The sequence below is a fragment of the Pseudomonas sp. KH_046_1 genome (assembly GCF_057839025.1).
Map to the genome: position 1 here is coordinate 782,453 of NZ_CM174481.1, position 25,707 is coordinate 808,159.

Sequence of the window (25,707 nt, forward strand, 5' to 3'; positions counted from 1 at the left end):
CCCACATGAACGTATCGCTCACGCCCAATGACACCACCGTGCAAAAGGTCAAACTGTTGATCGACGGCGAGTGGGTCGAATCCAAGACCACCGAATGGCACGACATCATCAACCCGGCGACCCAGCAAGTGCTGGCCAAAGTGCCGTTTGCCACCGCCGAAGAAGTCGACGCGGCCATCAGTGCGGCCCATCGCGCCTTCCAGACCTGGAAGCTGACGCCCATCGGCGCGCGGATGCGCATCATGCTCAAGCTCCAGGCGCTGATTCGCGAACACTCCAAACGCATCGCCGCGGTCCTGAGTGCCGAGCAGGGCAAGACCATTGCCGACGCTGAAGGCGATATTTTCCGTGGGCTGGAAGTGGTCGAGCACGCCTGCTCCATCGGCAGCCTGCAAATGGGCGAGTTCGCTGAAAACGTCGCCGGTGGCGTCGATACCTATACCCTGCGTCAGCCAATCGGCGTGTGCGCCGGCATTACCCCGTTCAACTTCCCGGCGATGATTCCGCTGTGGATGTTCCCGATGGCCATCGCCTGCGGCAACACCTTCGTGCTCAAGCCGTCCGAACAGGACCCGATGTCGACCATGCTCCTGGTGGAGCTGGCGATCGAGGCGGGCATTCCGGCCGGCGTACTCAACGTCGTGCATGGCGGCAAGGACGTGGTGGACGGGCTCTGCACTCACAAGGATATCAAGGCGGTCTCCTTCGTCGGTTCAACCGCCGTCGGTACTCATGTCTATGACCTGGCCGGTAAACACGGCAAGCGCGTGCAATCGATGATGGGCGCCAAGAACCACGCCGTGGTGCTGCCGGACGCCAACCGTGAGCAAGCGCTGAATGCGCTGGTGGGTGCCGGTTTCGGTGCCGCCGGTCAACGCTGCATGGCCACCTCGGTGGTGGTGCTGGTGGGCGCGGCCAAGCAGTGGCTTCCGGATCTGAAGGCGCTGGCGCAAAAGCTCAAGGTCAATGCCGGCAGCGAGCCGGGCACCGATGTCGGCCCGGTGATCTCGAAAAAGGCCAAGGCACGGATTCTCGACCTGATCGAAAGCGGCATCAAGGAAGGCGCGAAACTGGAGCTGGACGGTCGCGAGATCACGGTTCCGGGTTACGAGAAGGGCAACTTTGTCGGCCCGACCCTGTTCTCCGGCGTGACCACCGACATGCAGATCTACACCCAGGAAATCTTCGGCCCGGTGCTGGTGGTGCTGGAAGTCAATACGCTCGACGAGGCCATCGCCCTGGTCAACGCCAACCCGTTCGGCAACGGCACGGGCCTGTTCACCCAGAGCGGCGCGGCGGCACGTAAATTCCAGAACGAAATCGACGTCGGCCAGGTCGGTATCAACATCCCGATTCCGGTGCCGGTGCCGTTCTTCAGCTTCACCGGTTCGCGCGGTTCCAAGCTCGGCGACCTCGGCCCGTACGGCAAGCAAGTGGTGCAGTTCTACACTCAGACCAAGACCGTCACCAGTCGCTGGTTCGATGACGACAGCGTCAACGACGGTGTGAACACCACCATCAATTTGCGTTGAGGAGCCGGACATGAAAATCGCTTTTATCGGTCTGGGCAACATGGGCGCGCCGATGGCGCGCAACCTGATCAAGGCCGGCCATGCACTGCGCCTGGTGGACCTGAACAAAGCTGTGCTGGCGGAACTGGAACAACTGGGCGGCAGTATCAGTGCATCGGCCCGTGAAGCGGCAGAGGGCGCCGAACTGGTGATCACAATGCTGCCTGCCGCGGTGCATGTACGCAGTGTGTGGCTGGGTGAAGACGGCGTGCTCGCCGGCATCGGCAAAGGTGTGCCGGCCGTGGATTGCAGCACCATCGATCCGCAGACCGCGCGGGACGTAGCCACTGCCGCTGCCAAACAGGGCGTGGCCATGGCCGATGCACCGGTCTCTGGTGGCACCGGTGGTGCAGCCGCCGGGACGCTGACCTTCATGGTCGGCGCCACCCCCGAACTGTTCGCCACCCTGCAACCGGTACTGGCGCAGATGGGCCGCAACATCGTCCATTGTGGTGAGGTCGGCACCGGGCAAATCGCTAAAATATGCAACAACCTGCTGCTGGGAATTTCCATGGTCGGCGTCAGCGAAGCCATGGCGCTGGGCGATGCCCTGGGCATCGACACCAAGGTGCTGGCGGGCATCATCAACAGCTCCACCGGGCGTTGCTGGAGTTCGGAGATGTACAACCCATGGCCGGGCATCGTTGAAACGGCGCCAGCGTCGCGCGGTTACACCGGTGGTTTCGGTGCCGAACTGATGCTCAAGGATCTGGGGCTGGCCACTGAAGCGGCACGTCAGGCGCACCAGCCGGTGGTACTCGGCGCGGTGGCCCAGCAGTTGTATCAGGCGATGAGTTTGCGTGGGGAGGGGGGGCAGGACTTCTCGGCGATTATCAACGGCTATCGCAAACCGTTGTAGAAGGGTGGTGGAAAACCTGTGGGAGCGAGCTTGCTCCGGGCGGCGTTCCGACGATGACGGCGGTAGCTTCAACAATGAAGTGACTGACCGTTCGCTATCGCGAGCAAGCTCGCTCCCACAGGGGACTGCATGTACCCAAAGATATTGACCGGGAGATCACGTCGGGTGATCCCCCGGTTTTTTTGTATCAGGCAAACACGAAATATTTGCGCACGGTTTCCACCACTTCCCAGGTGCCTTTCATCCCCGGCTCAACGACGAAAATGTCGCCGGCGCGCAGGTGGATCGGTGCCATGCCTTCCGGGGTGATGACGCAGTAGCCTTCCTGGAAATGGCAGTACTCCCACTTCACGTATTCCACGTACCACTTGCCCGGCGTGCAGATCCAGGTGCCCATGATCTTGCTGCCGTCTTCACTGGTGTAGGCATTGAGGTTGACGGTGTGCGGGTCGCCTTCGAGTTTTTCCCATTTGCAGGCGTCGAGCACGGGCAGCGGGTGGGTGTCGCGAAGAACGGTAATCGGTGCGGTCATGATGACTCCGGGCAGTGGGCTCAAGAACTGAAGTCGCACCCTATAGCGCCTGTCCAGCCATCAGTTGTCTGTGGTCGACACTGAGCTGTCCAGAAACGCACGTTCCTCAATTACGGTTCAGCGGACAGTCGAGCCTGGATTGTTCGAGGCTGTTCTCGAACTCGACCAATTGCGAGTGCTGTTGCGACAGCGTCGCTATGCGCTCGGCGATTTCCTGTTTTTTGCTGGCGATGACCTGATGTGCCTGTTCCCATGGCAACTGCGGGCCCTGATGTCCGGCGAAGATCGACTGCAATTCCTTGAGCCTGAACCCCAGCTGCTGGGCACATTTGATGAACATCAGCAGGTCGACGCTGTGCTGGTCATAGATGCGGTACTTGCCCAGGCGGCGAGCGGCAGGCAGCAGGCCAATCGACTCGTAGTGACGGATGCTTTTGACAGTGGTGCCGGAACGTTGCGCGGCTTGGCCGATGTACATGGGAAGGTCCTTTTCTCCGAGGATAAAGCTCGGCGCATTATCGACCGACTCAAGCGCTGGCGATAGCTTCGGCTTGGCGCAACCAGACCGCATGCCGGTCCGCGCTGGCGCCGAGAATTGGCCCGAAGGTGAGGGTTCGGGTTGGCTTGATGCCACAGAATTCCAGTGTGGTTTTGCGGACCTGATGCAAACCGGGCATGCGGTAGATCCATCGGTAGTACCAGGGCGGTGTGTCCATGGTCACCAGCAGGTGGGCGGTTCGACCGCGAAGGAGTTTGTCGGGGAAGGCTTTGCCCAGGCGATATTTGAAGGCAAAACCCGGCAAGAACACCCGGTCGAAAAAGCCCTTGAGCAAGGCCGGTACGCCACCCCACCAGATCGGATAAACCAGCGTCAGCTGTTCGGCCCAGAGGATATCGGCCTGGGCGTTACGCAAGTCGGCTTCCAGCGGCTGGACCTGTTGATAGCCTTCACGCAGCACCGGGTCAAAGTCCATGCTGCCCAGAAATAACTGCCGCACCTCATGCCCGGCGTGCATTGCCGACTGTGTGTAACGCTCGGCAAGGGCGGCGCAGAAGCTGTTGCTGGACGGATGCCCGAGGATCACCAGTATTCGTTTACCCATCATCGCTGTCCTTGAGGATCAAACCTCAAGGATAAAGTCTGCCCCTCAGGGGAGAGTCAAGGCGTGCAGCAGGGCCTTGGCATAACCGGGTAATACGGCGAAGTCCCTGGCACAGAGCAACAGTTTGCGTTGGCCCCAGGGTTCTTGCAGGGCGAGGCTTTTGAAGGACAGTCCACCTGACCTGCGTTCGACCGCGGCCAGCGGTACGATTGCCAGCCCCGCCCCGCGGGCGACCATGCGCATCACGCCATCGAAGCCATCGGCGCGGATGCGAATCTGCATGCGCAGGCCGGCGTGCAGTGCCTGCTCTTCCAGGTACACCGCCAAGGCGCTGTTGGCATTCAGGCCGACGTAGTCGTGATGCAGCGTGTCGGTGAAACTCACTGAGGTCGCATGAGCCAAGGGATGTTCCCGGGGCATGATCAGCACCAGCGGATCATCGCGGAACGCTCGGGTCTGCAGGTCATCGGTGTCCACCGCGTCGGAAACGATGCCGAGGTCTGCCGCCCCCTGGCGCAAGGCGTGGGTGATGCGGGTGCTGGGCAGTTCCTGCAGGTCGATGTCGAGGTTGGGATGGCTGTGCAGGAAATCCGCGAGCAGCTCTGGCAGGTACTCGGTGATCGCCGTGGTGTTGCACAGCAGCCGTACCTGGCCTTTGACGCCCTGTGCATATTCGGCCAGTTCCTGTTGCAGGCGTTCGGCCTGTTGCAGCAGGACCCGAGCGTGTCGGGCCAGGGCATTGCCGGCCGGCGTCGGGCTGACCCCACGACGATTGCGCTGAAGAAACTCGACACCCAGCGACGCCTCCATGGCGCGAATTCGTGCGCTGGCCGCTGCGAGGGACAAATGACTGCGTGCGGCACCGGCGGTGATGTTGCCAGTGTCGAGGATGTTCAGGTACAGGCGCAGGTCGGTCAGGTCGAAGTGCATTGCAGCAACCTCTAGATAGGTGTTGTCTGGGCCGGCCTCTTCGCGGGCAAGCCCGCTCCCACAGTGGTTATGTGTTGTTCACAAATCCCCTGTGGGAGCGGGCTTGCCCGCGAAGAGGCCAGTCGCTGCAGTGAAATATTCAGCCTCTGCCAAGGCAAGAGGCTGCCTCAGTATATGGCAGATTTTCAATCAACCCCCGCGGGCTCACCATGGCCCCATGAATACACTCTCGGCGTTTTATCAGAACCTCGGATTAGCCCTTTCAATGCTGGTCATTGGCACCTTTGTGCTGGCCGGCATGATCAAGGGCGTGATCGGCCTCGGCCTGCCGACCGTTGCCATGGGCCTGCTCGGTCTGGCTATGGCGCCGACACAGGCTGCGGCGCTGCTGATCATTCCGGCGACCCTGACCAACGTCTGGCAACTGGCATTCGGCGGGCATCTGTCGGGGCTGGTCAAACGGCTGTGGCCGATGTTGCTGGCGATTTTCATCGGCACCGGGGCAGGCACGCTGTGGCTCGGCATGAGCGGTGGCCATTGGGTGGTGCGGGGGTTGGGCGCGGCATTGTTGCTGTATGCGCTGAGCGGTTTGTTCCTGCCGACTGTGCGTGTGGGGCGGCGCAGCGAACGCTGGCTAGGTCCATTGTGCGGCGTGCTGACCGGCATCATCACTTCGGTCACCGGTGTGTTCGTGATTCCGGCGGTGCCTTATCTGCAAGCGCTGGGTTTGAGCAAGGACGAACTGGTGCAGGCGCTGGGCCTGTCGTTCACCGTCTCGACCCTGGCGCTGGCTGGGGGATTGCTATGGCGTGGTGCGCTAGGCGGGGGCGAGTTGAGCGCATCGCTGCTGGCGCTGATCCCGGCGATGCTCGGCATGTGGTTGGGGCAATCGCTGCGCCAGAGGATCAGCGCCCTGTGGTTCAAGCGCGTGTTCTTCGTTGGCCTGGGGGTGCTCGGCGGCCACTTGCTGATCAGCGGTTAGCGGACGACGGGCTGATCATCTCGATGGCGCGGATCTCGAAGTCCCGTTCCAGGTATTCATCACGCTGCGCGAGGAACTGTTTCATGTGCGGCAGGTTCGAGTGCACGTCGAGGTGGGCCTGGGATTGCCAGATCTCGTAGAAAATGAACAGGGTCGGGTCTTGTTTGTCGCGCAACATGTGGTATTCGATGCAACCGGGTTCGACCCGGCTCGCTTGCACGTAGCCGCTGAAAAACGTTTCGAAGGCGTCGGATTTTTCCGGGCGGGTCTTGGCGTGCAGGATGAAGCCCTGGATTTCACTCATCTACATCTCTCCTCAAGTCAGAACTGGCGCCAGTTTAAGGCAACAATCGCCTATCGATTCGTGCTTGAAGGTCAAATGAATTTTGCCAAATCGACGCTTACTCCGCGCGAGGTCGATCGGTACTCTGCCGCCATCCGATTCCCGAGACCTCCCATGAAAAAAGTCCTGTTGCTCAATGGCGGCAAAAAATTTGCACACTCCGACGGTCGCTACAACACCACCCTGCATGAAGCCGCGCTGAGCGTGCTGGATCGCGGTGGCATGGATGTGAAAACCACCTTCATCGACGAGGGCTACGACATCGCTGAAGAAGTGGCCAAGTACCTCTGGGCTGACGTGATCATCTACCAGATGCCCGGCTGGTGGATGGGCGCGCCGTGGACCGTGAAAAAGTACATCGATGAAGTCTTCACCGAAGGCCATGGCAGCCTCTATGCCAGCGACGGTCGCACCCGTTCGGACGCGTCGCAGAAGTACGGCAGCGGCGGTCTGATTCACGGCAAGCAGTACATGCTGTCGCTGACCTGGAACGCCCCGCAGCAAGCCTTCGAAGACCCGACCGATTTCTTTGAGGCCAAAGGCGTGGACGCGGTGTACTTCCCGTTCCACAAGGCCAACGAGTTCCTGGGCATGACCGGTTTGCCGACGTTCCTGTGCGTGGACGTGATGAAGCGGCCGAACATTGAAGGTGATGTGGCGCGCTATGAGCAGCATTTGGCTGAGGTGTTTGGCCTCAAGGCATGACGCTCGGCTACTATCCGATGCAACGGCCAGGAAGATCGCAGCGCCGATTCGCAAACGAGGACACACGTGAAAGCCAGATCCGATGAATTGCAGGTTTTCGTCTGCGTGATTGAATGCGGGTCGATTTCTGCGGCGGCCGAGCAGGTCGGGCAAACGCCTTCGGCAGTGAGTCGTACGCTGTCGCGGCTGGAGGCAAAGCTCGATACCACGTTGATCAATCGCACCACGCGGCGCATGGACCTGACCGAAGAGGGCAAGTACTTCTTCGAACACGCCAAGCGCATTCTCGATCAGATGGACGAACTCGAAGAGCGCCTGTCCTCGCGCCAGCAAACACCGTCCGGGCGGCTGCGGATCAACGCGGCGTCACCTTTCATGCTGCACGCCATCGTGCCCTACATCGATGAATTCCGCAGGCTCTACCCGGACATCCAGCTCGAACTCAACAGCAACGATTTGATCATCGACCTGCTGGAACAGAGCACCGACATCGCCATCCGCATCGGCACCCTGAGCGACTCGACGCTGCATGCCCGCTCCCTGGGTTGCAGCCCGCTGCACATCGTCGCCAGCCCGGCGTACCTGGAAAAGCACGGCACACCGCAAGCGGTGGCTGACCTGTCCCACCATACGCTGCTGGGGTTCACCCAGAACGAAGGCCTCAACCAATGGCCGCTGCGTTATGTGCATGGCGATCGCTGGCCGATCCAGGCGTCGATCAGCGCCTCCAGCGGCGAAACCATCCGCCATCTCGCACTGGACGGCCAGGGCATCGCCAGCCTGTCGCATTTCATGACCATCGAAGACATTCGTGCCGGACGCTTGAAAGTGTTGCTGGCCGAGTTCAACAGCGGTTATCGCCAGCCGATCAACGCGGTGTACTACCGCAACTCGCAACTGGCCCTGCGGATTCAATGCTTCCTGGACTTTATCCAGGGCAAGTTGGTGGATTATGCGAGCGTAGATTTCAAGGGCTGATTCGTGATTCCTGCGCAAAAGTGAATTGGGTCAGAGGGCATTTTTCGGCAGTGATCGCTCCTTGATACTCCTTGCATCACTTTTCCACGCAGGGAGTTTCTCCATGAATGTATTCGTTACCGGTGCCGCCGGTTTTATCGGCGGTTCCATCGCCACGGGCCTGGTCCAGGCCGGCCACAACGTCACCGGTCTGGTGCGCAGCGCCGAACAAGCCGATGAACTGCGTGCACTGGGCATCACCCCGGTGATCGGCACCCTCGACGACTCCGCCCTGCTGGCCGATCAGGCGCTTGCTGCCGACGCGGTGATCAACGCCGCCAGCAGCGATCATCGTGGCGCGGTGGAAGCCTTGCTTGATGCCTTGCGCGGTGCTGGCAAAGTGTTCCTGCACACCAGCGGTTCGAGCATCGTCGGTGATGCCTCGGGCGGTAAATCCAGTGATGTCATCTACTTCGAAGACAACCTGCCGAAACCGACAGTCGACAAGGCAGCGCGCGTGGCCATCGACAACCTGATCCTGGCGGCAGCCATGGATGGGGTGAACTCGGCAGTGATCTGCAACACCCTGATCTACGGCCACAGCCTGGGCGTCCATCGTGACAGCGTGCAACTGCCGCGCCTGCTCAAACAGGCACGCAAAAGCGGTGTGGTGCACCATGTCGGCCCGGGCCAGAACATCTGGTCCAATGTGCACATCGAGGACGTGGTTGCGCTGTACCTGCTGGCGCTGACTGAAAACGTACCTGGCACCTTCTACTTTGTCGAAAGCGGTGAAGCGTCGTTCATCGACATGACCACGGCCATGGCCCAGGCGCTGAACCTGGGCGAGCCGCAGGACTGGGCGCTCAAGGACGCGGAAGCCGAGTGGGGCTATGAAATGGCCAACTATGGTTTGGGCTCCAACAGCCGGGTGCGTGGCAAGCATGCGCGGGAATTGTTGAGCTGGGTGCCGAAGCGCACGTCGGTAGTGGAGTGGATTCGCGACGAGATGGTGTGAGTTCGCTTTAGACCGAGTTGCGGCTATCGCGAGCAAGCTCGCTCCCACATTTGATCTGCATAGGGCACGGATTTTGTGTTCGACACAGATCCCTTGTGGGAGCGAGCTTGCTCGCGATGGCGTTTGCGCAGGCACAACAACTGGTCGGTCTGACTGCATTTCCGTAACATCCGCACACTCTTTTTCGTCTCTCCCTGTGTGCGGTTCCCCATGAAAGCAAAACGTCTACGCGCCGATGTCCTGGCCGGGCTTACCACTTCCTTCGCCCTGTTGCCCGAGTGCATCGCTTTCGCGCTGGTGGCCCATCTCAACCCGTTGATGGGGCTCTATGGCGCGTTCATCATCTGCACCCTGACCGCGCTGTTCGGCGGGCGACCGGGCATGGTCTCCGGCGCGGCCGGCTCGATGGCCGTGGTGATCGTCGCGCTGGTGGTGCAACACGGCGTGCAGTATCTGCTGGCCACGGTATTGATGGGCGGGTTGATCATGATGGCGTTCGGGCTGCTCAAGCTCGGCAAACTGGTGCGCATGGTGCCGCACCCGGTGATGCTCGGCTTCGTCAACGGCCTGGCGATCATCATTGCCCTGGCGCAACTGGAGCACTTCAAGAGCGGGGAGGCCTGGTTGAGCGGTACGCCGCTGTACATGATGATCGGGCTGGTCGCGGTGACCATGGCCGTTGTCTACGTGTTGCCGCGTCTGACCCGTACGGTGCCGCCAGCGCTGGTGGCGATTCTCGGCGTGGGCCTGGCGGTGTATCTGCTTGGCTTGCCGACCCGCACCCTGGGCGACCTGGCGCACATCGCCGGTGGCTTGCCGAGCCTGACCCTGCCGGACATTCCATGGAACCTGGACACCCTGCGCATCATCGCGCCCTACGCGATCCTGATGGCGCTGGTCGGGTTGCTGGAAACCCTGTTGACCCTGAACCTCACCGACGAAATCACCGAAAGCCGTGGCTACCCGGATCGGGAGTGCGTGGCGCTGGGGGCGGCGAATGTGGTGTCCGGTGCGTTCGGCGGCATGGGCGGTTGCGCGATGATCGGCCAGACTATGATCAACCTCAGTTCCGGCGGGCGCGGGCGCTTGTCCGGGATGGTGGCCGGGGTGTCGATCCTGTTGTTCATCCTGTTTCTGTCGCCGCTGATCGAGCGCATTCCATTGGCCGCGTTGGTCGGGGTGATGTTCGTGGTGGCGCAACAGACCTTCGCCTGGGCCTCGCTGCGGGTGATGAACAAGGTCCCGCTGAACGATGCTCTGGTGATCATCGCCGTGACGGTGATTACCGTTTTCACCGATCTGGCCATCGCGGTGCTCTGCGGGATCATCATCGCGGCGCTGAACTTTGCCTGGCAGCAGGCCCGGCAGCTATACGCCGACAGTCATCTGGAGACTGACGGCAGCAAGCTGTACCGGGTGCATGGCACGCTGTTCTTCGCCTCGACCACACCCTTCCTTAATCAGTTCGATCCGGCCAATGACCCGGCGCAAGTGACACTCGATTGCCAGCACCTGAGTTTTGTCGACTACTCGGCCATCGCCGCACTGGGTACCTTGCGCGAGCGCTATAACAAAGCCGGCAAGCACCTGCGGGTGCTGCATTTGTCCGAGCGCTGCAAGAAATTGCTCAAGCGTGCCCGGATGCAGCACGACTGAAATCAAACAGGCAGGCGCGATGAAAATCCGCCTGCCTGATTTTCATTATTTGCGACAACTCATACCTCTGTGCGACACCCCTTACCTCTGCACGAAAATTACTTTCACCTCGTTTGAAAATCACCTGCCGAAATGTTTTAAGAGTTTCACAAATATTTCGACGTGACCCTCTCGAGGAGTACCGCATGACCCTGTCCTTCGGCTATTGGCTGCTGGTGTATGCCGCCATCGCCATCATTGCACTGATCGTTCTGATCGCCCGTTACCGACTCAACCCGTTCATTGTCATCACCCTGATTTCCATCGGCCTGGCGCTGGTCGCCGGCATGCCGCCGTCCGGTGTGGTGGGGGCGTACGAGGCGGGGGTCGGCAAGACCCTGGGGCACATCGCACTGGTGGTGGCGCTGGGCACCATGCTTGGCAAGATGATGGCCGAGTCCGGCGGCGCCGAGCAGGTGGCGCGGACCTTGATCGACCGCTTTGGCGAGAAGAACGCGCATTGGGCGATGGTGACCATCGCGTTTCTGGTGGGGCTGCCGCTGTTCTTCGAAGTCGGTTTCGTCTTGCTGGTGCCGATTGCCTTTACCGTGGCGCGGCGCGTGGGCGTCTCGATCCTGATGGTCGGCTTGCCGATGGTCGCCGGGCTTTCGGTGGTGCATGCGCTGGTGCCGCCGCACCCGGCGGCGATGCTGGCAGTGCAGGTGTATCAGGCGTCTGTGGGGCAGACGTTGATGTACGCGATCCTGATCGGCATTCCGACCGCGATCATCGCCGGTCCCCTGTACGCCAAATTCATCGTGCCGCGCATTCAGTTGCCGGCGGAAAACCCGCTGGAACGACAGTTTCTTGAGCGTGAACCGCGCGACAGCCTGCCGGGGTTCGGCATCACCATGGCGACCATCCTGTTGCCGGTGGTGCTGATGCTGATTGGCGGCTGGGCTAACCTGATTTCCACACCGGGCACAGGTTTCAACCAGTTCCTGCTGTTCATCGGCAACTCGGTGATCGCGCTGTTGCTGGCCACATTGCTGAGCTTCTGGACCCTCGGCCTGGCCCAGGGTTTCAACCGTGAATCGATCCTCAAGTTCACCAACGAATGCCTGGCGCCGACCGCGAGCATCACGCTGCTGGTGGGTGCCGGCGGTGGCTTGAACCGGATTCTGGTGGACGCCGGCGTCACCGACCAGATCGTTGGCCTGGCCCACGAATTTCATTTGTCGCCGTTGTTGATGGGCTGGCTGTTCGCCGCGCTGATGCGCATCGCCACCGGTTCTGCCACTGTGGCCATGACCACCGCTTCAGGCGTAGTCGCGCCGGTGGCCATTGGTTTGGGTTATCCCCATCCGGAACTGCTGGTGCTGGCGACCGGGGCCGGGTCGGTTATCTTTTCCCACGTTAACGACGGCGGCTTCTGGTTGATCAAGGAATACTTCAACATGACCGTTACCCAAACCTTCAAGACCTGGACCGTGCTCGAGACGTTGATCTCGGTCGTCGCTTTCGCGTTGACCGTTGGCCTTTCTTACCTGATTTAACCGGAGCCGCCCGCCATGGACATCCTCTACCAGATCCGCGCCCGTCAGGACTCCTTCAGCGCCGGTGAAGGACGCATCGCCCGCCTGATGCTCGACGATGTAGGATTTGCCGCCTCCGCCAGCCTCGATGAACTGGCACTGCGGGCAGAGGTCAGCAGCGCCACGCTGTCGCGGTTCGCCCGTACGGTCGGTTGCAAGGACCTGCGTGACTTGCGTTTGCAACTGGCCCAGGCCAGCGGCGTCGGCAGCCGGTTTCTCGATCCGGCGGGCACGCCTGAGCAGTCGGCGTTCTACGGGCAGATCGTGAGTGACATCGAGTCGACCTTGCGCCAGCACCTGGCCGCGTTCGATGAGTCGCGTTTCGCCGATGCGGTGAAACTGCTGGGCAAGGCGCGGATGATTCACGCCTTCGGCATGGGCGGCTGTTCGACCCTGTGCAGCGATGAACTGCAGGTGCGCCTGGTGCGCCTCGGCTATCCGATTGCGGTGTGCCACGATGCAGTGATGATGCGTGTCACCGCCGCCAGCCTCAGTGCCGAACAGGTGGTGATTGTCTGCTCGTTGACCGGGATCACCCCGGAGCTGATTGAAACGGTGGAACTGGCGCGCAACTACGGCGCACGCATTCTGGCAATCACCCGGGCCGATTCTCCACTGGCGCAACTGGCCGACATCGTCCTGCCCCTGCAAAGCGCCGAAACTTCGTTCATCTACAAACCCACGGCAGCGCGCTACGGCATGCTGCTGGCCATCGATGTGCTCGCCACCGAACTGGCGTTGGCCAATCCTGAAGATAATCAAGAACGTCTGCGGCGGATCAAACTCGCCCTCGACGAATACCGCGGCGGCGACGATCACTTGCCGCTGGGAGACTGACATGCAATACGACACGCTGATTCGCAACGCCCTGATCATCGATGGCAGCAACAGCCCCGGTTACCCCGCCGACGTGGCCATCCTCAACGGGCGCATCGAGCGTATCGGCGACTTGCGCGATGCCCGTGGCAGCGAGGAAATCGACGCGCTGGGCCATGTGCTGGCGCCGGGTTTCATCGACGTGCACACCCATGACGACACCGTGGTGATCCGTCAGCCGCAGATGCTTCCCAAGCTCAGCCAGGGCGTGACCACGGTCATCGTCGGCAACTGCGGGATCAGTGCGTCACCGGTGAGCTTGCACGGCGATCCGCCGGACCCGATGAACCTGTTGGGCACGGCCGCTGCGTTCGTTTATCCGACCTTTCGCGACTACCGCGCGGCGGTGGAAGCGGCGAACACCACGCTGAACGTTGCCGCGCTGGTCGGCCACACGGCGTTGCGCAGCAATCATCTGGATGACCTGTTGCGCACCGCCACAGCGGACGAAATCAGTGCGATGCGCGAGCAATTGCGCGAAAGCCTTGAGGCCGGCGCCTTGGGCCTGTCCACCGGCCTTGCCTATGCCAGCGCCTTCTCGGCATCCACCGATGAAGTGATGCAACTGACCGAAGAGTTGACAGCGTTCGGGGCGGTCTACACCACCCATTTGCGCAGCGAATTCGAACCGGTGCTGGAGGCCATGGACGAGGCGTTCAAGATCGGCCGCCATGCGCAAAGCCCGGTGATCATTTCCCACCTCAAATGCGCTGGCGCCGGTAACTGGGGGCGTAGCCCACAGCTGCTGGCGTCCCTGGAACAGGCGGCGAAAACCCACCCGGTGGGTTGCGACTGTTATCCATACGCCGCGAGCTCTTCGACCCTGGACCTCAAGCAAGTGACCGATGCCCATCGCATCACCATCACCTGGTCGACCCCGCACCCGGAAATGGGCGGCCGCGACCTGATGGACATTGCCGCCGAATGGAATGTGTCGCTGCTGGATGCTGCTCGCCAACTGCAACCGGCTGGTGCGGTGTACTACGGAATGGATGAGGCGGATGTCCGCAGAATCCTCGCGCACCCGCTGTCGATGGTCGGCTCCGACGGCCTGCCGGAAGATCCGTTTCCGCACCCACGCCTGTGGGGCGCATTCCCCCGGGTGCTCGGACATTTCAGCCGTGATGTGGGACTGTTCCCGCTGCACACCGCTGTGCACAAAATGACCGGGCTGTCGGCGGCACGCTTCGGTTTGAAGGGGCGCGGTGAAATACGTGAAGGCCATTGGGCCGACCTGGTGTTGTTCGATCCGGCAACCATCCGTGATGTCGCCGATTTCAACGATCCGCAACGGGCGGCGCAAGGCATCGAGGGCGTATGGGTCAACGGTGTGTTGAGCTACCGCGATGGCCAGGCCAACGGGCGCAGGGAAGGGCGGTTCCTGGCCCGGGAAGGGGATTTGCGCACGGGTTTTCAGTGAGTTTCGAGGACTGCGTCAAACCCGGTGGGTTTGGCGAAACTCGCCGGGCGGCATCCCGCGCCGGCTTTTGAACGTGCGGTGAAACGAGCGGGGTTCAGTGAAACCCAGGTACTGGGCGATGTCCTGAATCGGCAGGGTGCTGTTGAGCAGGTAATGCTCGGCCAGCTCCTGGCGCAGGTCATCGAGGATCTGCTGGTACGACGTTCCGGCCAGATGCAGCTGGCGTTGCAGCGTGCGCACTGACACCGCGAGATGCTCGGCCACCTGCTCCTTGCGTGGCAGGCCTTCCTTGAGCAACTTTCGCAGGATGCTTTTGACCCGCTGTTCCAGCGATGCGTCCTCCAGTGTGGCCATCAATCCCTGGGCATGTTCTTCCAGCGTGCGCAGCAATTGCGCATCGGCCTGGCGCAATGGCAACTGCAAATACGGCAACGGGACAATCAGCGCCGAATAGGGTTGGTCGAACAGTACCGGGCAGTCGAAGAACTGCTCGTACTGTGCAAGCGTTGTGTCGGCCGGACAGGCATGTTCCAGCCAGACGGCGGCCGGCGACATTTGCGTGTCGGCGATCCAGCGCGCGTATTGCAGCCAGGAACCGAGCACGTTTTCCACCAGGTGCCGGCGAATTCGCGGGCGCTGATGGCGGCATGTCCAGATCAGGTGCACCTCGCAGCCTTGCACCTCGGCGCGGCTGACGCCCATGTCTCCCACCAGCTTCTCGAACGGCATGATGCGGCTCATGGCGTCGCCCAGTGTCGCGCAGTTCATGGTGATGTAGCCCAGCACGCTCCAGGAGTTGGGCAACACGAAACGCGCGGCGTTGAGACCGAACAACGCATCGCCCGAGTGCTCGCAGAAATAATCGAGCAGCCGTTCATGGGCTTCACCCGGCAACCGCAGGCTGTTGTCACTCAACTGCTGTGCCTGCAACCCGGCAGCCGCCAACGCAGGCTCGATGGCCATGCCCAGTTGTTCGGCATGACGCAGGTATTTGAGCAGCGGCGGAACTGAAGTGAAGCCCAGGGATTGCATGACCGTATTCCTTTGATCAAGGCCCGCGTGCGCGGATGAATGCCCTGAAAGGTAATTTGAAACCACGGCTAAAGTAAATGGCTGACGCTTGCGCGACGTTTGACTCAATTGGCTACTCGAACTGGCCCGATGCGACCGTGACACTTTCGGGCGGCTGACTAGTATGGGGACCTGAAAATATCACTGATCAGAACCGCAAAAGGACACACGCATGCGACGCTGGAACGGCTGGGGAGATGCAACCACGGTGGTCGAACTGCCGGCCCAGGGCGCGAGTTTTCTCGCTCGGCGGGTGGGTGACGGTCGAGCGCTGCCCGATGCGACGCTGGAGACGGCATTGGCCCGCGTACCTCCGTCGCGGTTGCAGCAACACTTCTTGTACAGCGTCGATGCCCATGATCGTTTGCTGCATGCTCGCGGCCAGAGCCTGCCGGACTGGCTGGCGTTGCGTGAAGGCGCGCTGGGAAATTATCCCGATGCCGTGGCCTATCCCGTGAGCGCTGAACAGATTCGCCGGTTACTGCTGCTCGCCCATGAACAGGACCTGTGCCTGATTCCTTATGGCGGCGGCACTTCGGTGGCCGGTCACATCAACCCGCCGAGTTCCGCGCGGCCGGTTGTGACGGTTTCCCTGGCCCGCATGAATCGCCTGCTGGACCTCGACGAAGAGAGCCTGCTGGCCACCTTCGGCCCTGGCACCAGCGGACCGCAGGTGGAAAGTCAGTTGCGCGCCCGTGGTTACACCCTGGGGCATTTCCCGCAGTCGTGGGAGCTGTCGACCCTGGGTGGTTGGGTTGCCAGTCGTTCCAGTGGCCAGCAGTCGCTGCGCTATGGGCGGATCGAGCAACTGTTCGCCGGCGGGACCCTGGAAACCTTTGCCGGACCTTTGGAAATTGCCTCCTTTCCCGCCTCGGCGGCCGGGCCCGATCTGCGCGAAGTGGTGTTGGGCTGTGAGGGCCGTTTCGGGATCATTTCCGAAGTGAAGGTGCGGGTCAGCGCACTGCCTGCCGATGAACGTTTCTATGGGGTGTTTCTGCCCGATTGGCCCAAGGCGTTGCAAGCCATCCGCCAGTTGGCCCAGGCGCGCGTGCCGCTGTCGATGCTGCGCCTGTCCAACGCGGTGGAAACCGAAACCCAGCTGGCGCTGGCCGGTCACCCGCAGCAGATCGCCTGGCTTGAAAAGTACCTGGCCCTGCGCGGCGCCGGTGCGGGCAAATGCCTGCTGACGTTCGGCGTGACCGGCAATCGTCGGCAAAATGCGCTGTCCCTGCGTCAGGCCCGGCAGCATCTCAAGGCGTTCGGCGGGGTGTTTACCGGCACCTTGCTCGGCAAGAAGTGGGCGCAGAACCGTTTTCGTTTTCCCTACCTGCGCGAAAACCTGTGGAACGCCGGTTACGTGGTGGACACCCTGGAAACGGCCACCGACTGGAGCAACGTCGACAACCTGCTCACGCTGATCGAAAACAGCCTGCGCGACGCCTTGGCTGCCGAAGGCGAGCGGGTGCATGTCTTCACCCACCTTTCCCATGTCTATGGTGAAGGATCGAGCATCTACACCACCTATGTGTTTCGCCCGGCGGCGGACTACCCCGCCACCCTGGCGCGCTGGCAGGCACTCAAGCAGGCGGCCAGCCAGACCATCGTCGACAACCACGGCACCATCAGTCACCAGCATGGCGTGGGCAAGGATCACGCGCCGTACCTGCGGCGGGAGAAGGGCGCGCTGGCGATGGAAGCCCTGCAGGCACTGAGTCGGCATTTTGATCCGGCCGGGCGACTGAACCCTGGCACGCTGTTGCAGGAGTGACGGCCATGAGCCTGGACTGGAACGCGGCGTGGCGACAGCGGGTGCTGCCGACGCTGGCGGAGGAATCCTGGGACCTGATCGTCATCGGCGGCGGCATCAGCGGCGCCGGCATCCTGCGCGAAGCCGCGCGCCGTGGCTGGCGTTGCCTGCTGCTGGAACAGCGCGATTTCGCCTGGGGCACTTCCAGCCGCTCCTCGAAAATGGTCCATGGCGGCTTGCGCTACATCGCCAAGGGCCAGTGGCGCCTGACCCGCGATTCGGTCCGCGAACGCCAGCGCCTGCTCGACGAAGCGCCGGGGCTGGTGGAGCCGATGAGTTTCATGATGCCGCATTACCGTGGTGGTTTTCCCGGACCTCGGGTGCTGGGTGGTTTGCTGTCCATCTATGACGCCTTGGCCGGGCGGCGCAGCCATCACTTCCATGACGCGCAACAACTGCGTTATCTGGCGCCTGGGGTGAAGGAAGATGACCTGCTGGGCGGCACCTGTTTTGTCGACGCGCTGACCGATGATGCCCGTCTGGTGATGCGCGTATTGGGCGAGGCCCGGGCCGACGGTGCCGTGGTGCTCAACGGCATGCGCGTGCAGCAATTGCTGCGTGAAGAGGGGCGCGTTTGCGGGGTTCAGGTCGAAGACTGCGAGGGCGGCGGATCACTGACATTGCGTTGTGCTGTGCTGGCGGTGGCAACCGGCGCGTGGGCCGAGCGCTTGCGCCTGCCCGATGCCCCTCGCCAGTTGCGCCCGTTGCGTGGCAGTCATCTGTTGTTGCCGGGCTGGCGCCTGCCCGTGGCGCAAGCCTTCACTTTCCTGCACGAGCGCGACCGTCGACCGGTGTTCGTTTTCCCTTGGGAGGGTGCCACGGTGGTCGGTACCACGGACCTCGATCATCACGGCGATCTGGACCAGAGCGCGAGCATCAGTCCTGAGGAACTCGACTATCTGCTGGCGGCCTGCAGCCAACAGTTCCCCCAGGCCGAGGTGGTCGCAGCCGATGTGCTGTCGACCTGGTCGGGCGTGCGCCCGGTGGTGGGCGGCGCGGCGGGTGAGCATCAAGACAAACCGTCGAATGAAACCCGTGAACATGTGCTGTGGCAGGAGCCTGGTTGCGTGACCCTGGCCGGCGGCAAGCTGACCACCTTTCGCCCGCAGGCGATCGAAGTGCTCAAGGCCTGCGCGACCATGCTCGACCGGCCCTTCAATGATGACGCCGCGCCGGTGTTCGCCATCGTGCCGCCGCTGGCTATACCGGGACTTAGCGCCAACCGGTGGCGGCGCTTGGCCGGGCGACATGGCCGTGACCTGCCGAGGTTGGCGCAACTGATCGCTGAACTGGGCCATGACACCGTCGGCGGCACTGACACCTTGTGGGCGGAACTGGCCGTTGCCTGCGATGGGGAAATGGTCCTGCACCTGGATGACCTGCTGCTGCGTCGAACCCGCCTTGGCCTGTTGCTGCCGCACGGTGGCGAGGATTATTTCGCTGCCATTCGCCAACTCTGCCAACCGCGGCTGGGCTGGGACGATGAGCATTGGCAGCAGGAATTGCAGCGTTATCGGGCGTTGTGGCAACGCCATCATGGTTTGCCGGATGCCGCGCATTGATGCCCATTGAAGAGAGCTCCATGGATAACCACCCGAACAAGCGTTACCTGTTGGCCATCGACAATGGCACCCAGAGCGTGCGCGCGCTGCTCTTCGACCTGCAGGGCAATCTGCTGGGCAAAGGCAAGGTCGAGTTGCAGGCCTATTACTCGACTCAACCCGGCTGGGCCGAGCAGGACCCGGAGTATTACTGGGCAAAACTGGGTGAGGCCTGCCAGCAGTTGTGGCAGCAAACCGGCATCGATCGCTCACAGATTGCCGGTGTATCCCTGACCACCCAGCGCGGCACAGTGATCAATGTCGATGCTCAGGGCAAGGCGCTGCGCCCGGCGATCCTGTGGCTCGATCAACGCCAGGCCGAAGTCAAAGGCGGCATCAAGGGACCGTGGGGCTGGCTGTTCAAACTGGTCGGCGCGCAAGCCACGGTGAACTACTTTCGCGCCCAGGCCGAGGCCAACTGGATCGCCCGCAATCAGCCTGAAGTCTGGGCGGCGACCGACAAGTTTTTGCTGCTCTCGGGGTTTCTCACCCATCGCCTTTGCGGGCGCTTTGTCGATTCGGTGGGCTGTTGCGTCGGTTACCTGCCGTTCGACTTCAAGCGCTTGCGCTGGGCCGCACCCGCCGACTGGAAATGGCAGGCGCTGGCGGTGCGCCCCGAGCAACTGCCGAGCCTGCACAAGCCCGGTGAAACCCTCGGCTACATCAGCGCCGAGGCCAGCCGCCACACTGGCATTCCCGAGGGGCTGCCGCTGATCGCCGCGGGTGCCGACAAGGCCTGCGAAGTCGTGGGTTCCGGCGTCGTCGACGCAGGCACCGTGTGCCTTTCCTACGGCACCACGGCGACGATCACCAGCACCCGGTCGCGCTACCTGGAAATCGTCCCGTTGATTCCGCCTTACCCGTCCGCGGTGCCGGATCAATACAACTGCGAGGTAATGATTTATCGCGGCTACTGGATGGTCAGCTGGTTCAAGAACGAGTTCGGCCTGCGGGAAATGCAGCAGGCCAAAGCCCAGGGCGTGGAGCCCGAGCAACTCTTCGATGCGCTGGTCGACGCGGTGCCGCCGGGCTCCATGGGGTTGATGCTGCAACCCTACTGGTCGCCCGGTATCCGCGATCCGGGTGTGGAAGCCAAGGGCGCGATGATCGGCTTCGGCGACGTGCATACCCGCGCGCACATTTACCGGGCGATCCTCGAAGGTCTGGCGTATGCCTTGCGTCAGGGCATGGAGAAGATCGAGAAACGTTCGAGGGTCTCCATCACGCGCTTGCGCGTCGCCGGTGGTGGCTCCCAGAGTGATGCTGCGATGCAACTCACGGCGAACATTTTCGGCCTGCCGGCCGAGCGTCCGCATGTCTACGAAGCGTCCGGCCTGGGCGCGGCCATTTGCTGCGCGGTGGGGCTGGGGCTGCATGCGGATTTCCCCTCGGCGATGGCCGCCATGACGCGGGTCGGTGCGGTGTTCATGCCGCAACCCGAGGCGCAGCAGATCTATGAGCGACTGTACAAAGAGGTCTACCTGCGCATGTATCGACAGCTCAAGCCGTTGTACCAGAGCATCCGCAAAATCACCGGTTACCCCGCTTAGGAAAACACCCGGGAACCCTGTGGGAGCGAGCCTGCTCGCGAAAGCGGAGTGTCAGTCACATCTTTTTTGACTGTGCCGCCGTCTTCGCGAGCAGGCTCGCTCCCACATGGGGCCGTGGTGTTTTTTGCACCGAGGCGTGGCGCTATCGGAGAACTTTTCTGGTGAGATCGGACAGTGTCAGGGGCAGGGTCGGTTGTTAGGCTCAACCCCCACTGCACATCCAATAAGAACCAGGCAATGAAGCTCACATTCCTCCTGTTGCTGCTTTGTGCAACGGCCCCGACAGCCTGGGGCTGGTCGAACCATACGGTGGGCAGCTACCTGGCGTTGCAGGATTTGCCGACGTTGCGTGATGCACCGCAGGTCGAAGTCGAGCCGCTGGAACAGTTTCTTTCGCAGCAATACCAGGTCGTGAGTGCGCTGCTCGATGAGCAGGAGCGCTTTGCCCGCGAGCACTTCGCCCAATACCCGCCGCGCCCCGACAACCTGCGATTGCCAGCCGTGCCCGGGGACAATCTGCGCCACGACTTCCTCACCGCACTGCGCATCAATCCCGGGATTCATCTGGCGATGGTCATCCAGCCGATGCCGGGCAAGGATCTGCCCGAGCGTGAACACCTCAAGGCCGAACAAGTCATGGTGGCGCAGACGCTCTCACCGTGGAATCGCCAGCGCTTCATCGTTGTGACTGACCACGAACAGGTCGCGCCCCTGGCCGTGGTGGCCAGCGCCGCCGACGAGCCGGATTACGGCCACGACATCAACCTGTTCAGCGATAACCCGGGCGAGGTGGGCGCGGTGTACGGCTTCGGCCCGCAGCCTTTCGGCGACGCGCGGTTTCAGTACAGCTCCCAGGCGCCCTTCCATATGGGCTTCTTCCATGAGAGCCCGGTGGTGTACGCCGCTGCTGGATTTCTTCAGCGCAGTTGGCCGGACTGGCGCGCCTACCAGTACATGGGGTTGGCGCGACTGGCGTTTGCCACTGGCCATCCATATTGGGGTTATCGATTTCTCGGTTGGGGCCTGCACCACGTTCAGGACATGACCCAGCCTTATCACGCCAAGCCGCTGCCCGGTGTCGAACTGGCGAGCCTGCTGGTGCTGGAAGGCAAGGCCCTGGCCGGCTTCGATGCGGACAAACATGCGGCCATCGAACGGGTCGCCACCCGGCACATGGAAGTGGAGAAGTATCAGTCGACCTGGCTTCGTCGCCTGCTGCGCGCCGGCCAGGCACACCCGATGCTCGACGCTTATACCGACTCTGCACAGGACGCCCGTTATTCGCCGTACTCGGTGGACTACCTGCGCGAAGTGGTGAGTGCCGAGTCCGTCGACCAATCCGCGACGTTTGATGAAGCCATCGGCCAGTGGCTGGACACAGCACCGATCACCAGCGATTTCAGCAGTGGAAATCAGCTGCAGCGCGAAGAGTTCGACCATCCGGTACTTAACCGGCAGCTGTTCAAACTGCTGGGGCATTTCGGCGCCCACAGCCGGAGTTATGCCCGTGCGGGATTGGCGCCATAGCCATCGCAACAACAGTGTCAGAACACAAAAACAATAAAACCAGGGAAAGAGGAACGGATCATGAGCACTCGATTTCGCCTGTCTGGCGCGGCGCTTCCCGGCGTGGGCCTGGCAGGGCTGCTGCAACTGTGCGCGGTCGACGGCGTGCAGGCCAAGGAGTTCAGCGTGCTGGACAACCAGATCACCGGTTCATTCGACAGTACCTTGTCTTATGGCCGCTTGTGGCGGGTCCAGGGTCGGGACAAGAACAACGATGACGTCAACACCAACGACGGCAATCGCAACTTCGACACCGGGCTGGTTTCCGAGGTGTACAAGATCACCTCGGAGCTCGAGGCCAACTATCAGAACTACGGGATGTTCGTGCGCGGCACCGCGTTCTATGACACGCAACTGATGGACAAGCGCAACGATTACTACCGCAACAACAACCCGTCGCAACCCAGCCAGAGTTTCCCGCAGGACGACCACTTCACGGACCAGACCCGCGATATCGCCGGCAGCCGGGTGGAGATGCTCGACGCGTATCTCTATGGCAACTGGGACGTCGCGCAGATGCCGCTCACGGCACGTATAGGGCGCCAGGTGTTCAACTGGGGCGAGGGGATTTTCTACCGAGGCGGGATCAACACCACCAACCCGGTGGATGCGGCCAAGTACCGTCTGCCCGGGGCGGAAGTCAAGGAAGTGCTGGTACCGGTGGAAGCGCTGAGCTTCAACATCGGCCTGACCGACAGCCTGACCATGGAAAGCTTTTACCAGACGAACTGGAAGGAAACCCGCATCGACCCGGTCGGCACGTTCTACTCGCAGACGGATCTGTTCGCCGACGGCGGCAACACTGCCTACAACAACTTCAGCGGTACCGCGCTGGACACCCCGGTGCCTGGCTTCGGCAACGTCATCGATCTGTACAGCGCGCTGGGTAACAACCCGCTGCTCAGCCAGGCCCTGAGTACCACCGGCCTGTACGCCAACGGGGTCACCCCGGCCTTTGGCAACACCGTCAAAGTGGCCACGGTCGGCAAGGATTTCAATGCGCGCAACGACGGCCAGTTCGGCTTCGCTTTTCGCTACATCGTAGAAGAGCTCAACAGCACCGAGTTCGGGTTGTACATGGTCAACTACCACGCCAAGGAACCGACCATTTCCGCCGATCTGGGCGGGTACCAGGGCATCGACATGAATGCCCTGACCAACCTGTTGGCCGGTGTCGCCGGCAGTCAGGCGGGGCAACTGGCCAACGGCCTGGCGACCATGGACGTGCTGGGCAATATTCAGGCACATCGGCGCTACGCCGAAGACATCCGCATGTACGGCTTCAGTTTTAACACCACCTTGGGCCAGGCGTCGGTGTTCGGTGAGGTGGCTTATCGGCCGAACCTGCCCATCGGGGTTGCCGCCACCAACGACCTGATCGGCGACCTGGCCAACGGCGCCGCCGCAGCGGCAGGCGGCCAGACCATCAACATCGGCGGGCAGCAGGTCACGCTCGACAGCCAGATCAATAACGCCGAGCGGGTGGAAGCGTTCAACACGTCCCTGGGCACGATTTACAACTTTGGCCCGAGCCTGTCATTCGACTCGATGTTCGGCGTGTTCGAACTGGCGTCCGAGCACCTGCGCGGCAGCAGCCTGCAATACACCGCGTATGACGGCAGTACTCGTTACTACGCTGGCACCGGTAACTTTTCCTATGTGTCCGGCGGCGAGCGCAGCGACCAGGTCAACCGCAATTCCTACAGCTACACCGCGATGCTCAACGGCACCTGGAACGACGTGTATGCCGGGGTCAACGTCTCGCCTTATGTCGTCTACAAGGATGACTTCGAGGGCAACAGCTACCAGGCAGGCAACGTCATCGAGGGTCGCAAGGCCTACACCCTGGGGGTCAAGGCCAACTACCAGAACAAGCTGGAGGCGGAGCTGCAATACACCGAGTTCTACGGTGGAGGCCAGGACAACGGCCTGCGTGACCGCGACAACGTCGGCTTCAACCTCAAGTACTTCCTTTGATTACCCAGAACACGGGTGTTGCCCCTGTGGGAGCGAGCCTGCTCGCGAAGAGGGCCGCACAGCCAATACAGATGCCGCCTGACATACCGCTTTCGCGAGCAGGCTCGCTCCCACAGGGGATCTGCTGTGTGTTGCAGACCTGCGGCCTTTATTTCGGAGAACGATCATGTTTCACACTTCACGACTGACCAAGACCACGCTGGCGCTGTTCCTGAGCCTGGCCGCCAGCAGCGCACTCGCCGCGGTCACGCCCCAGCAAGCCGAGCAATTGAAGACCACGCTGACGCCGATGGGGGCCGAGCGTGCCGGCAACGCGGCCGGGACCATTCCGGCGTGGAACGGCGGTATCACCCAGGCGCCGGCGGGCTACAAACCCGGCCAGCATCACCTGGACCCCTATGCGGCGGACAAGCCGCTGTTCACCATCACCAAGGCCAACCTTGAACAGTACAAGGCCCACCTCAGCCCGGGTCAGATCGCACTGTTCAACAGCTACCCCGACACCTTCCAGATGCCGGTCTATCCCTCTCGCCGGTCGGGCTCGGCGCCGCAGTGGCTGTATGACAACACCTTGAAAAATGCGACCTCGGCCAAGCTGCTCGATGGCGGGACCGGTTTTGCCGATGCCTATGGCGGTGTGCCGTTCCCGGTGCCCAAGGATGGCATCGAGGTGCTGTCGAACCACATCACCCGTTATCGCGGCATCTATGTGGTCCGTCGTGCCTCCGAAGCGCCGGTGCAACGCAACGGCAGCTTCGCGCTCGTGACCTCGCAGCAGGAAGGGCTCTTCAACTATTACCGCCCGGGCGGGCAGTTTGCCGACCTGAAAAACATCCTGTTCTACTACCTGGCATTCGTGAAGAGCCCGGCCCGGCTGGCGGGCGGTGCGGCACTGGTTCACGAGACCCTGGACCAGCTCAAGGACCCGCGTCAGGCCTGGGTCTACGACGCGGGCCAACGCCGTGTGCGCCGGGCGCCGAACCTCGCGTATGACACCCCGATCGCCTCATCCGACGGCCTGCGCACGGCGGACGATACGGACATGTTCAACGGCTCGCCAGACCGCTACGACTGGAAGCTCAAGGGCAAGCAAGAGGTCTACATTCCCTATAACAATTACAAAGTCGGCAGCCCTGAGGTGAAGTACGAGCAGTTGCTTATACCGGGCCACCTCAACCCGCAATTCACCCGTTATGAGCTGCATCGGGTCTGGGTGGTCGAAGGCACGCTTAAGCCGGGCGCGCGGCATATCTATTCCAAGCGCGTGCTGTTTCTCGACGAGGACAGTTGGGGCGCCGCATTGGTGGATCAATACGACGGGCGAGGGGAGTTGTGGCGGGTGTCGATGGCCTACCTGAAAAACTTCTACGACCTGCCCACCACCTGGAGTGCGCTGGACGTATTCCATGACTTGCAGGCGCGTCGTTACTACGTGCAGAACCTGGATAACGAAGAGCCGGCCACAGTGGATTTCGCCCAACCGGTGCCGGAAGACGCGTACTTCATGCCGTCGGCATTGCGCCAGCGCGGGACGCGGTGATGTTGGCCATTCGGAGGATGGCCGGGTTTTGGTTGGCCAGGATGTGCTAGCCTGCAATCAATGATTTCA

22 protein-coding genes are annotated in these 25,707 nt (G+C 62.0%); 16 read left to right on the top strand and 6 right to left on the bottom strand.

Translation table 11 applies throughout. The annotated features are described in order from the left end of the window. Positions 1 to 5 precede the first annotated feature (5 nt). A complete protein-coding gene (locus AC3IT9_RS03440; RefSeq protein ID WP_150728380.1) occupies positions 6 to 1,532 on the top strand; it encodes a CoA-acylating methylmalonate-semialdehyde dehydrogenase in 1,527 nt (508 codons plus the stop codon). A gap of 10 nt (positions 1,533 to 1,542) precedes the next feature. Beyond that, positions 1,543 to 2,430, top strand: coding sequence for a 3-hydroxyisobutyrate dehydrogenase (gene mmsB, locus AC3IT9_RS03445; protein ID WP_223448199.1), 888 nt, complete (start codon positions 1,543 to 1,545; stop codon positions 2,428 to 2,430). Positions 2,431 to 2,617: 187 nt separating this feature from the next. On the opposite strand, the gene AC3IT9_RS03450 is transcribed toward mmsB, so the two are convergent. The 4 genes from AC3IT9_RS03450 to AC3IT9_RS03465 form a co-directional block, all read right to left on the bottom strand. After that, on the bottom strand, positions 2,618 to 2,962 hold the full coding sequence (locus AC3IT9_RS03450) for a cupin domain-containing protein (protein WP_028624747.1): 345 nt from the start codon (positions 2,960 to 2,962) through the stop codon (positions 2,618 to 2,620). A 106-nt stretch (positions 2,963 to 3,068) separates the two neighbouring features. Continuing rightward, positions 3,069 to 3,440: a MerR family transcriptional regulator gene (locus tag AC3IT9_RS03455; protein WP_489272047.1), complete on the bottom strand. Its 372-nt coding sequence runs from the start codon at positions 3,438 to 3,440 to the stop codon at positions 3,069 to 3,071. A 49-nt stretch (positions 3,441 to 3,489) separates the two neighbouring features. Next, entirely contained in the window at positions 3,490 to 4,068 is a 579-nt protein-coding gene (locus tag AC3IT9_RS03460) for an NAD(P)H-dependent oxidoreductase (RefSeq protein ID WP_489272048.1), read from the bottom strand. A 42-nt stretch (positions 4,069 to 4,110) separates the two neighbouring features. Continuing rightward, a complete protein-coding gene (locus tag AC3IT9_RS03465) occupies positions 4,111 to 4,995 on the bottom strand; it encodes a LysR family transcriptional regulator (RefSeq protein ID WP_489272049.1) in 885 nt (294 codons plus the stop codon). A gap of 217 nt (positions 4,996 to 5,212) precedes the next feature. On the opposite strand from AC3IT9_RS03465, the gene AC3IT9_RS03470 reads away from it, so the two are divergent. Continuing rightward, positions 5,213 to 5,977 (top strand): sulfite exporter TauE/SafE family protein, encoded by a 765-nt coding sequence (locus AC3IT9_RS03470; protein ID WP_489272050.1) that lies wholly within the window; start codon positions 5,213 to 5,215, stop codon positions 5,975 to 5,977. Here the strand turns inward: AC3IT9_RS03470 and AC3IT9_RS03475 are convergent. Further along, complete coding sequence (locus AC3IT9_RS03475; RefSeq protein ID WP_489272051.1) at positions 5,967 to 6,281, bottom strand: putative quinol monooxygenase; 315 nt, start codon at positions 6,279 to 6,281, stop codon at positions 5,967 to 5,969. The two genes, AC3IT9_RS03470 and AC3IT9_RS03475, sit on opposite strands and share 11 nt — an antisense overlap. A gap of 153 nt (positions 6,282 to 6,434) precedes the next feature. Between AC3IT9_RS03475 and mdaB the strand changes: the two genes are divergently transcribed. From mdaB to AC3IT9_RS03510, 7 genes are all read left to right on the top strand, one after another. Continuing rightward, positions 6,435 to 7,025 carry an NADPH:quinone oxidoreductase MdaB gene (gene mdaB / locus AC3IT9_RS03480; protein ID WP_489272053.1) on the top strand — a complete coding sequence of 197 codons (591 nt, stop codon included), beginning with the start codon at positions 6,435 to 6,437 and terminating at the stop codon, positions 7,023 to 7,025. A 66-nt stretch (positions 7,026 to 7,091) separates the two neighbouring features. Then, positions 7,092 to 8,003 carry a LysR family transcriptional regulator gene (locus AC3IT9_RS03485; RefSeq protein WP_489272054.1) on the top strand — a complete coding sequence of 304 codons (912 nt, stop codon included), beginning with the start codon at positions 7,092 to 7,094 and terminating at the stop codon, positions 8,001 to 8,003. 103 nt (positions 8,004 to 8,106) lie between these two features. Continuing rightward, entirely contained in the window at positions 8,107 to 9,000 is an 894-nt protein-coding gene (locus tag AC3IT9_RS03490) for an NAD-dependent epimerase/dehydratase family protein (RefSeq protein WP_489272055.1), read from the top strand. A gap of 210 nt (positions 9,001 to 9,210) precedes the next feature. Then, the gene (locus AC3IT9_RS03495) at positions 9,211 to 10,656 is read left to right on the top strand and encodes a SulP family inorganic anion transporter (protein WP_353742057.1); all 1,446 of its coding nucleotides are present in this window, start codon (positions 9,211 to 9,213) and stop codon (positions 10,654 to 10,656) included. 185 nt (positions 10,657 to 10,841) lie between these two features. After that, positions 10,842 to 12,191, top strand: a complete 1,350-nt coding sequence (locus AC3IT9_RS03500; RefSeq protein WP_150728368.1) for a GntT/GntP/DsdX family permease — start codon at positions 10,842 to 10,844, stop codon at positions 12,189 to 12,191. 15 nt (positions 12,192 to 12,206) lie between these two features. Continuing rightward, positions 12,207 to 13,067: a MurR/RpiR family transcriptional regulator gene (locus AC3IT9_RS03505; RefSeq protein ID WP_150758046.1), complete on the top strand. Its 861-nt coding sequence runs from the start codon at positions 12,207 to 12,209 to the stop codon at positions 13,065 to 13,067. A 1-nt stretch (position 13,068) separates the two neighbouring features. Then, on the top strand, positions 13,069 to 14,526 hold the full coding sequence (locus AC3IT9_RS03510; protein WP_489272058.1) for an N-acyl-D-amino-acid deacylase family protein: 1,458 nt from the start codon (positions 13,069 to 13,071) through the stop codon (positions 14,524 to 14,526). 15 nt (positions 14,527 to 14,541) lie between these two features. Here AC3IT9_RS03510 and gliR read toward each other — a convergent pair whose 3' ends face one another. Further along, positions 14,542 to 15,558, bottom strand: a complete 1,017-nt coding sequence (gliR, locus tag AC3IT9_RS03515) for an AraC family transcriptional regulator GliR (RefSeq protein ID WP_353742060.1) — start codon at positions 15,556 to 15,558, stop codon at positions 14,542 to 14,544. 211 nt (positions 15,559 to 15,769) lie between these two features. On the opposite strand from gliR, the gene AC3IT9_RS03520 reads away from it, so the two are divergent. The 6 genes from AC3IT9_RS03520 (at position 15,770) to AC3IT9_RS03545 (ending at position 25,638) form a co-directional block, all read left to right on the top strand. Beyond that, positions 15,770 to 17,365 carry an FAD-binding oxidoreductase gene (locus tag AC3IT9_RS03520; protein WP_353742061.1) on the top strand — a complete coding sequence of 532 codons (1,596 nt, stop codon included), beginning with the start codon at positions 15,770 to 15,772 and terminating at the stop codon, positions 17,363 to 17,365. Between the two features lie 5 nt (positions 17,366 to 17,370). Then, positions 17,371 to 18,966: a glycerol-3-phosphate dehydrogenase/oxidase gene (locus AC3IT9_RS03525; RefSeq protein WP_489272059.1), complete on the top strand. Its 1,596-nt coding sequence runs from the start codon at positions 17,371 to 17,373 to the stop codon at positions 18,964 to 18,966. A gap of 20 nt (positions 18,967 to 18,986) precedes the next feature. Next, complete coding sequence (locus tag AC3IT9_RS03530; RefSeq protein WP_489272061.1) at positions 18,987 to 20,555, top strand: FGGY-family carbohydrate kinase; 1,569 nt, start codon at positions 18,987 to 18,989, stop codon at positions 20,553 to 20,555. A gap of 237 nt (positions 20,556 to 20,792) precedes the next feature. Beyond that, complete coding sequence (locus AC3IT9_RS03535) at positions 20,793 to 22,082, top strand: phospholipase (RefSeq protein ID WP_489272062.1); 1,290 nt, start codon at positions 20,793 to 20,795, stop codon at positions 22,080 to 22,082. Between the two features lie 60 nt (positions 22,083 to 22,142). Then, positions 22,143 to 24,098: a DUF1302 domain-containing protein gene (locus tag AC3IT9_RS03540; protein ID WP_489272063.1), complete on the top strand. Its 1,956-nt coding sequence runs from the start codon at positions 22,143 to 22,145 to the stop codon at positions 24,096 to 24,098. 166 nt (positions 24,099 to 24,264) lie between these two features. Further along, entirely contained in the window at positions 24,265 to 25,638 is a 1,374-nt protein-coding gene (locus AC3IT9_RS03545) for a DUF1329 domain-containing protein (protein WP_489272065.1), read from the top strand. The last annotated feature ends 69 nt before the right edge of the window (positions 25,639 to 25,707 follow it).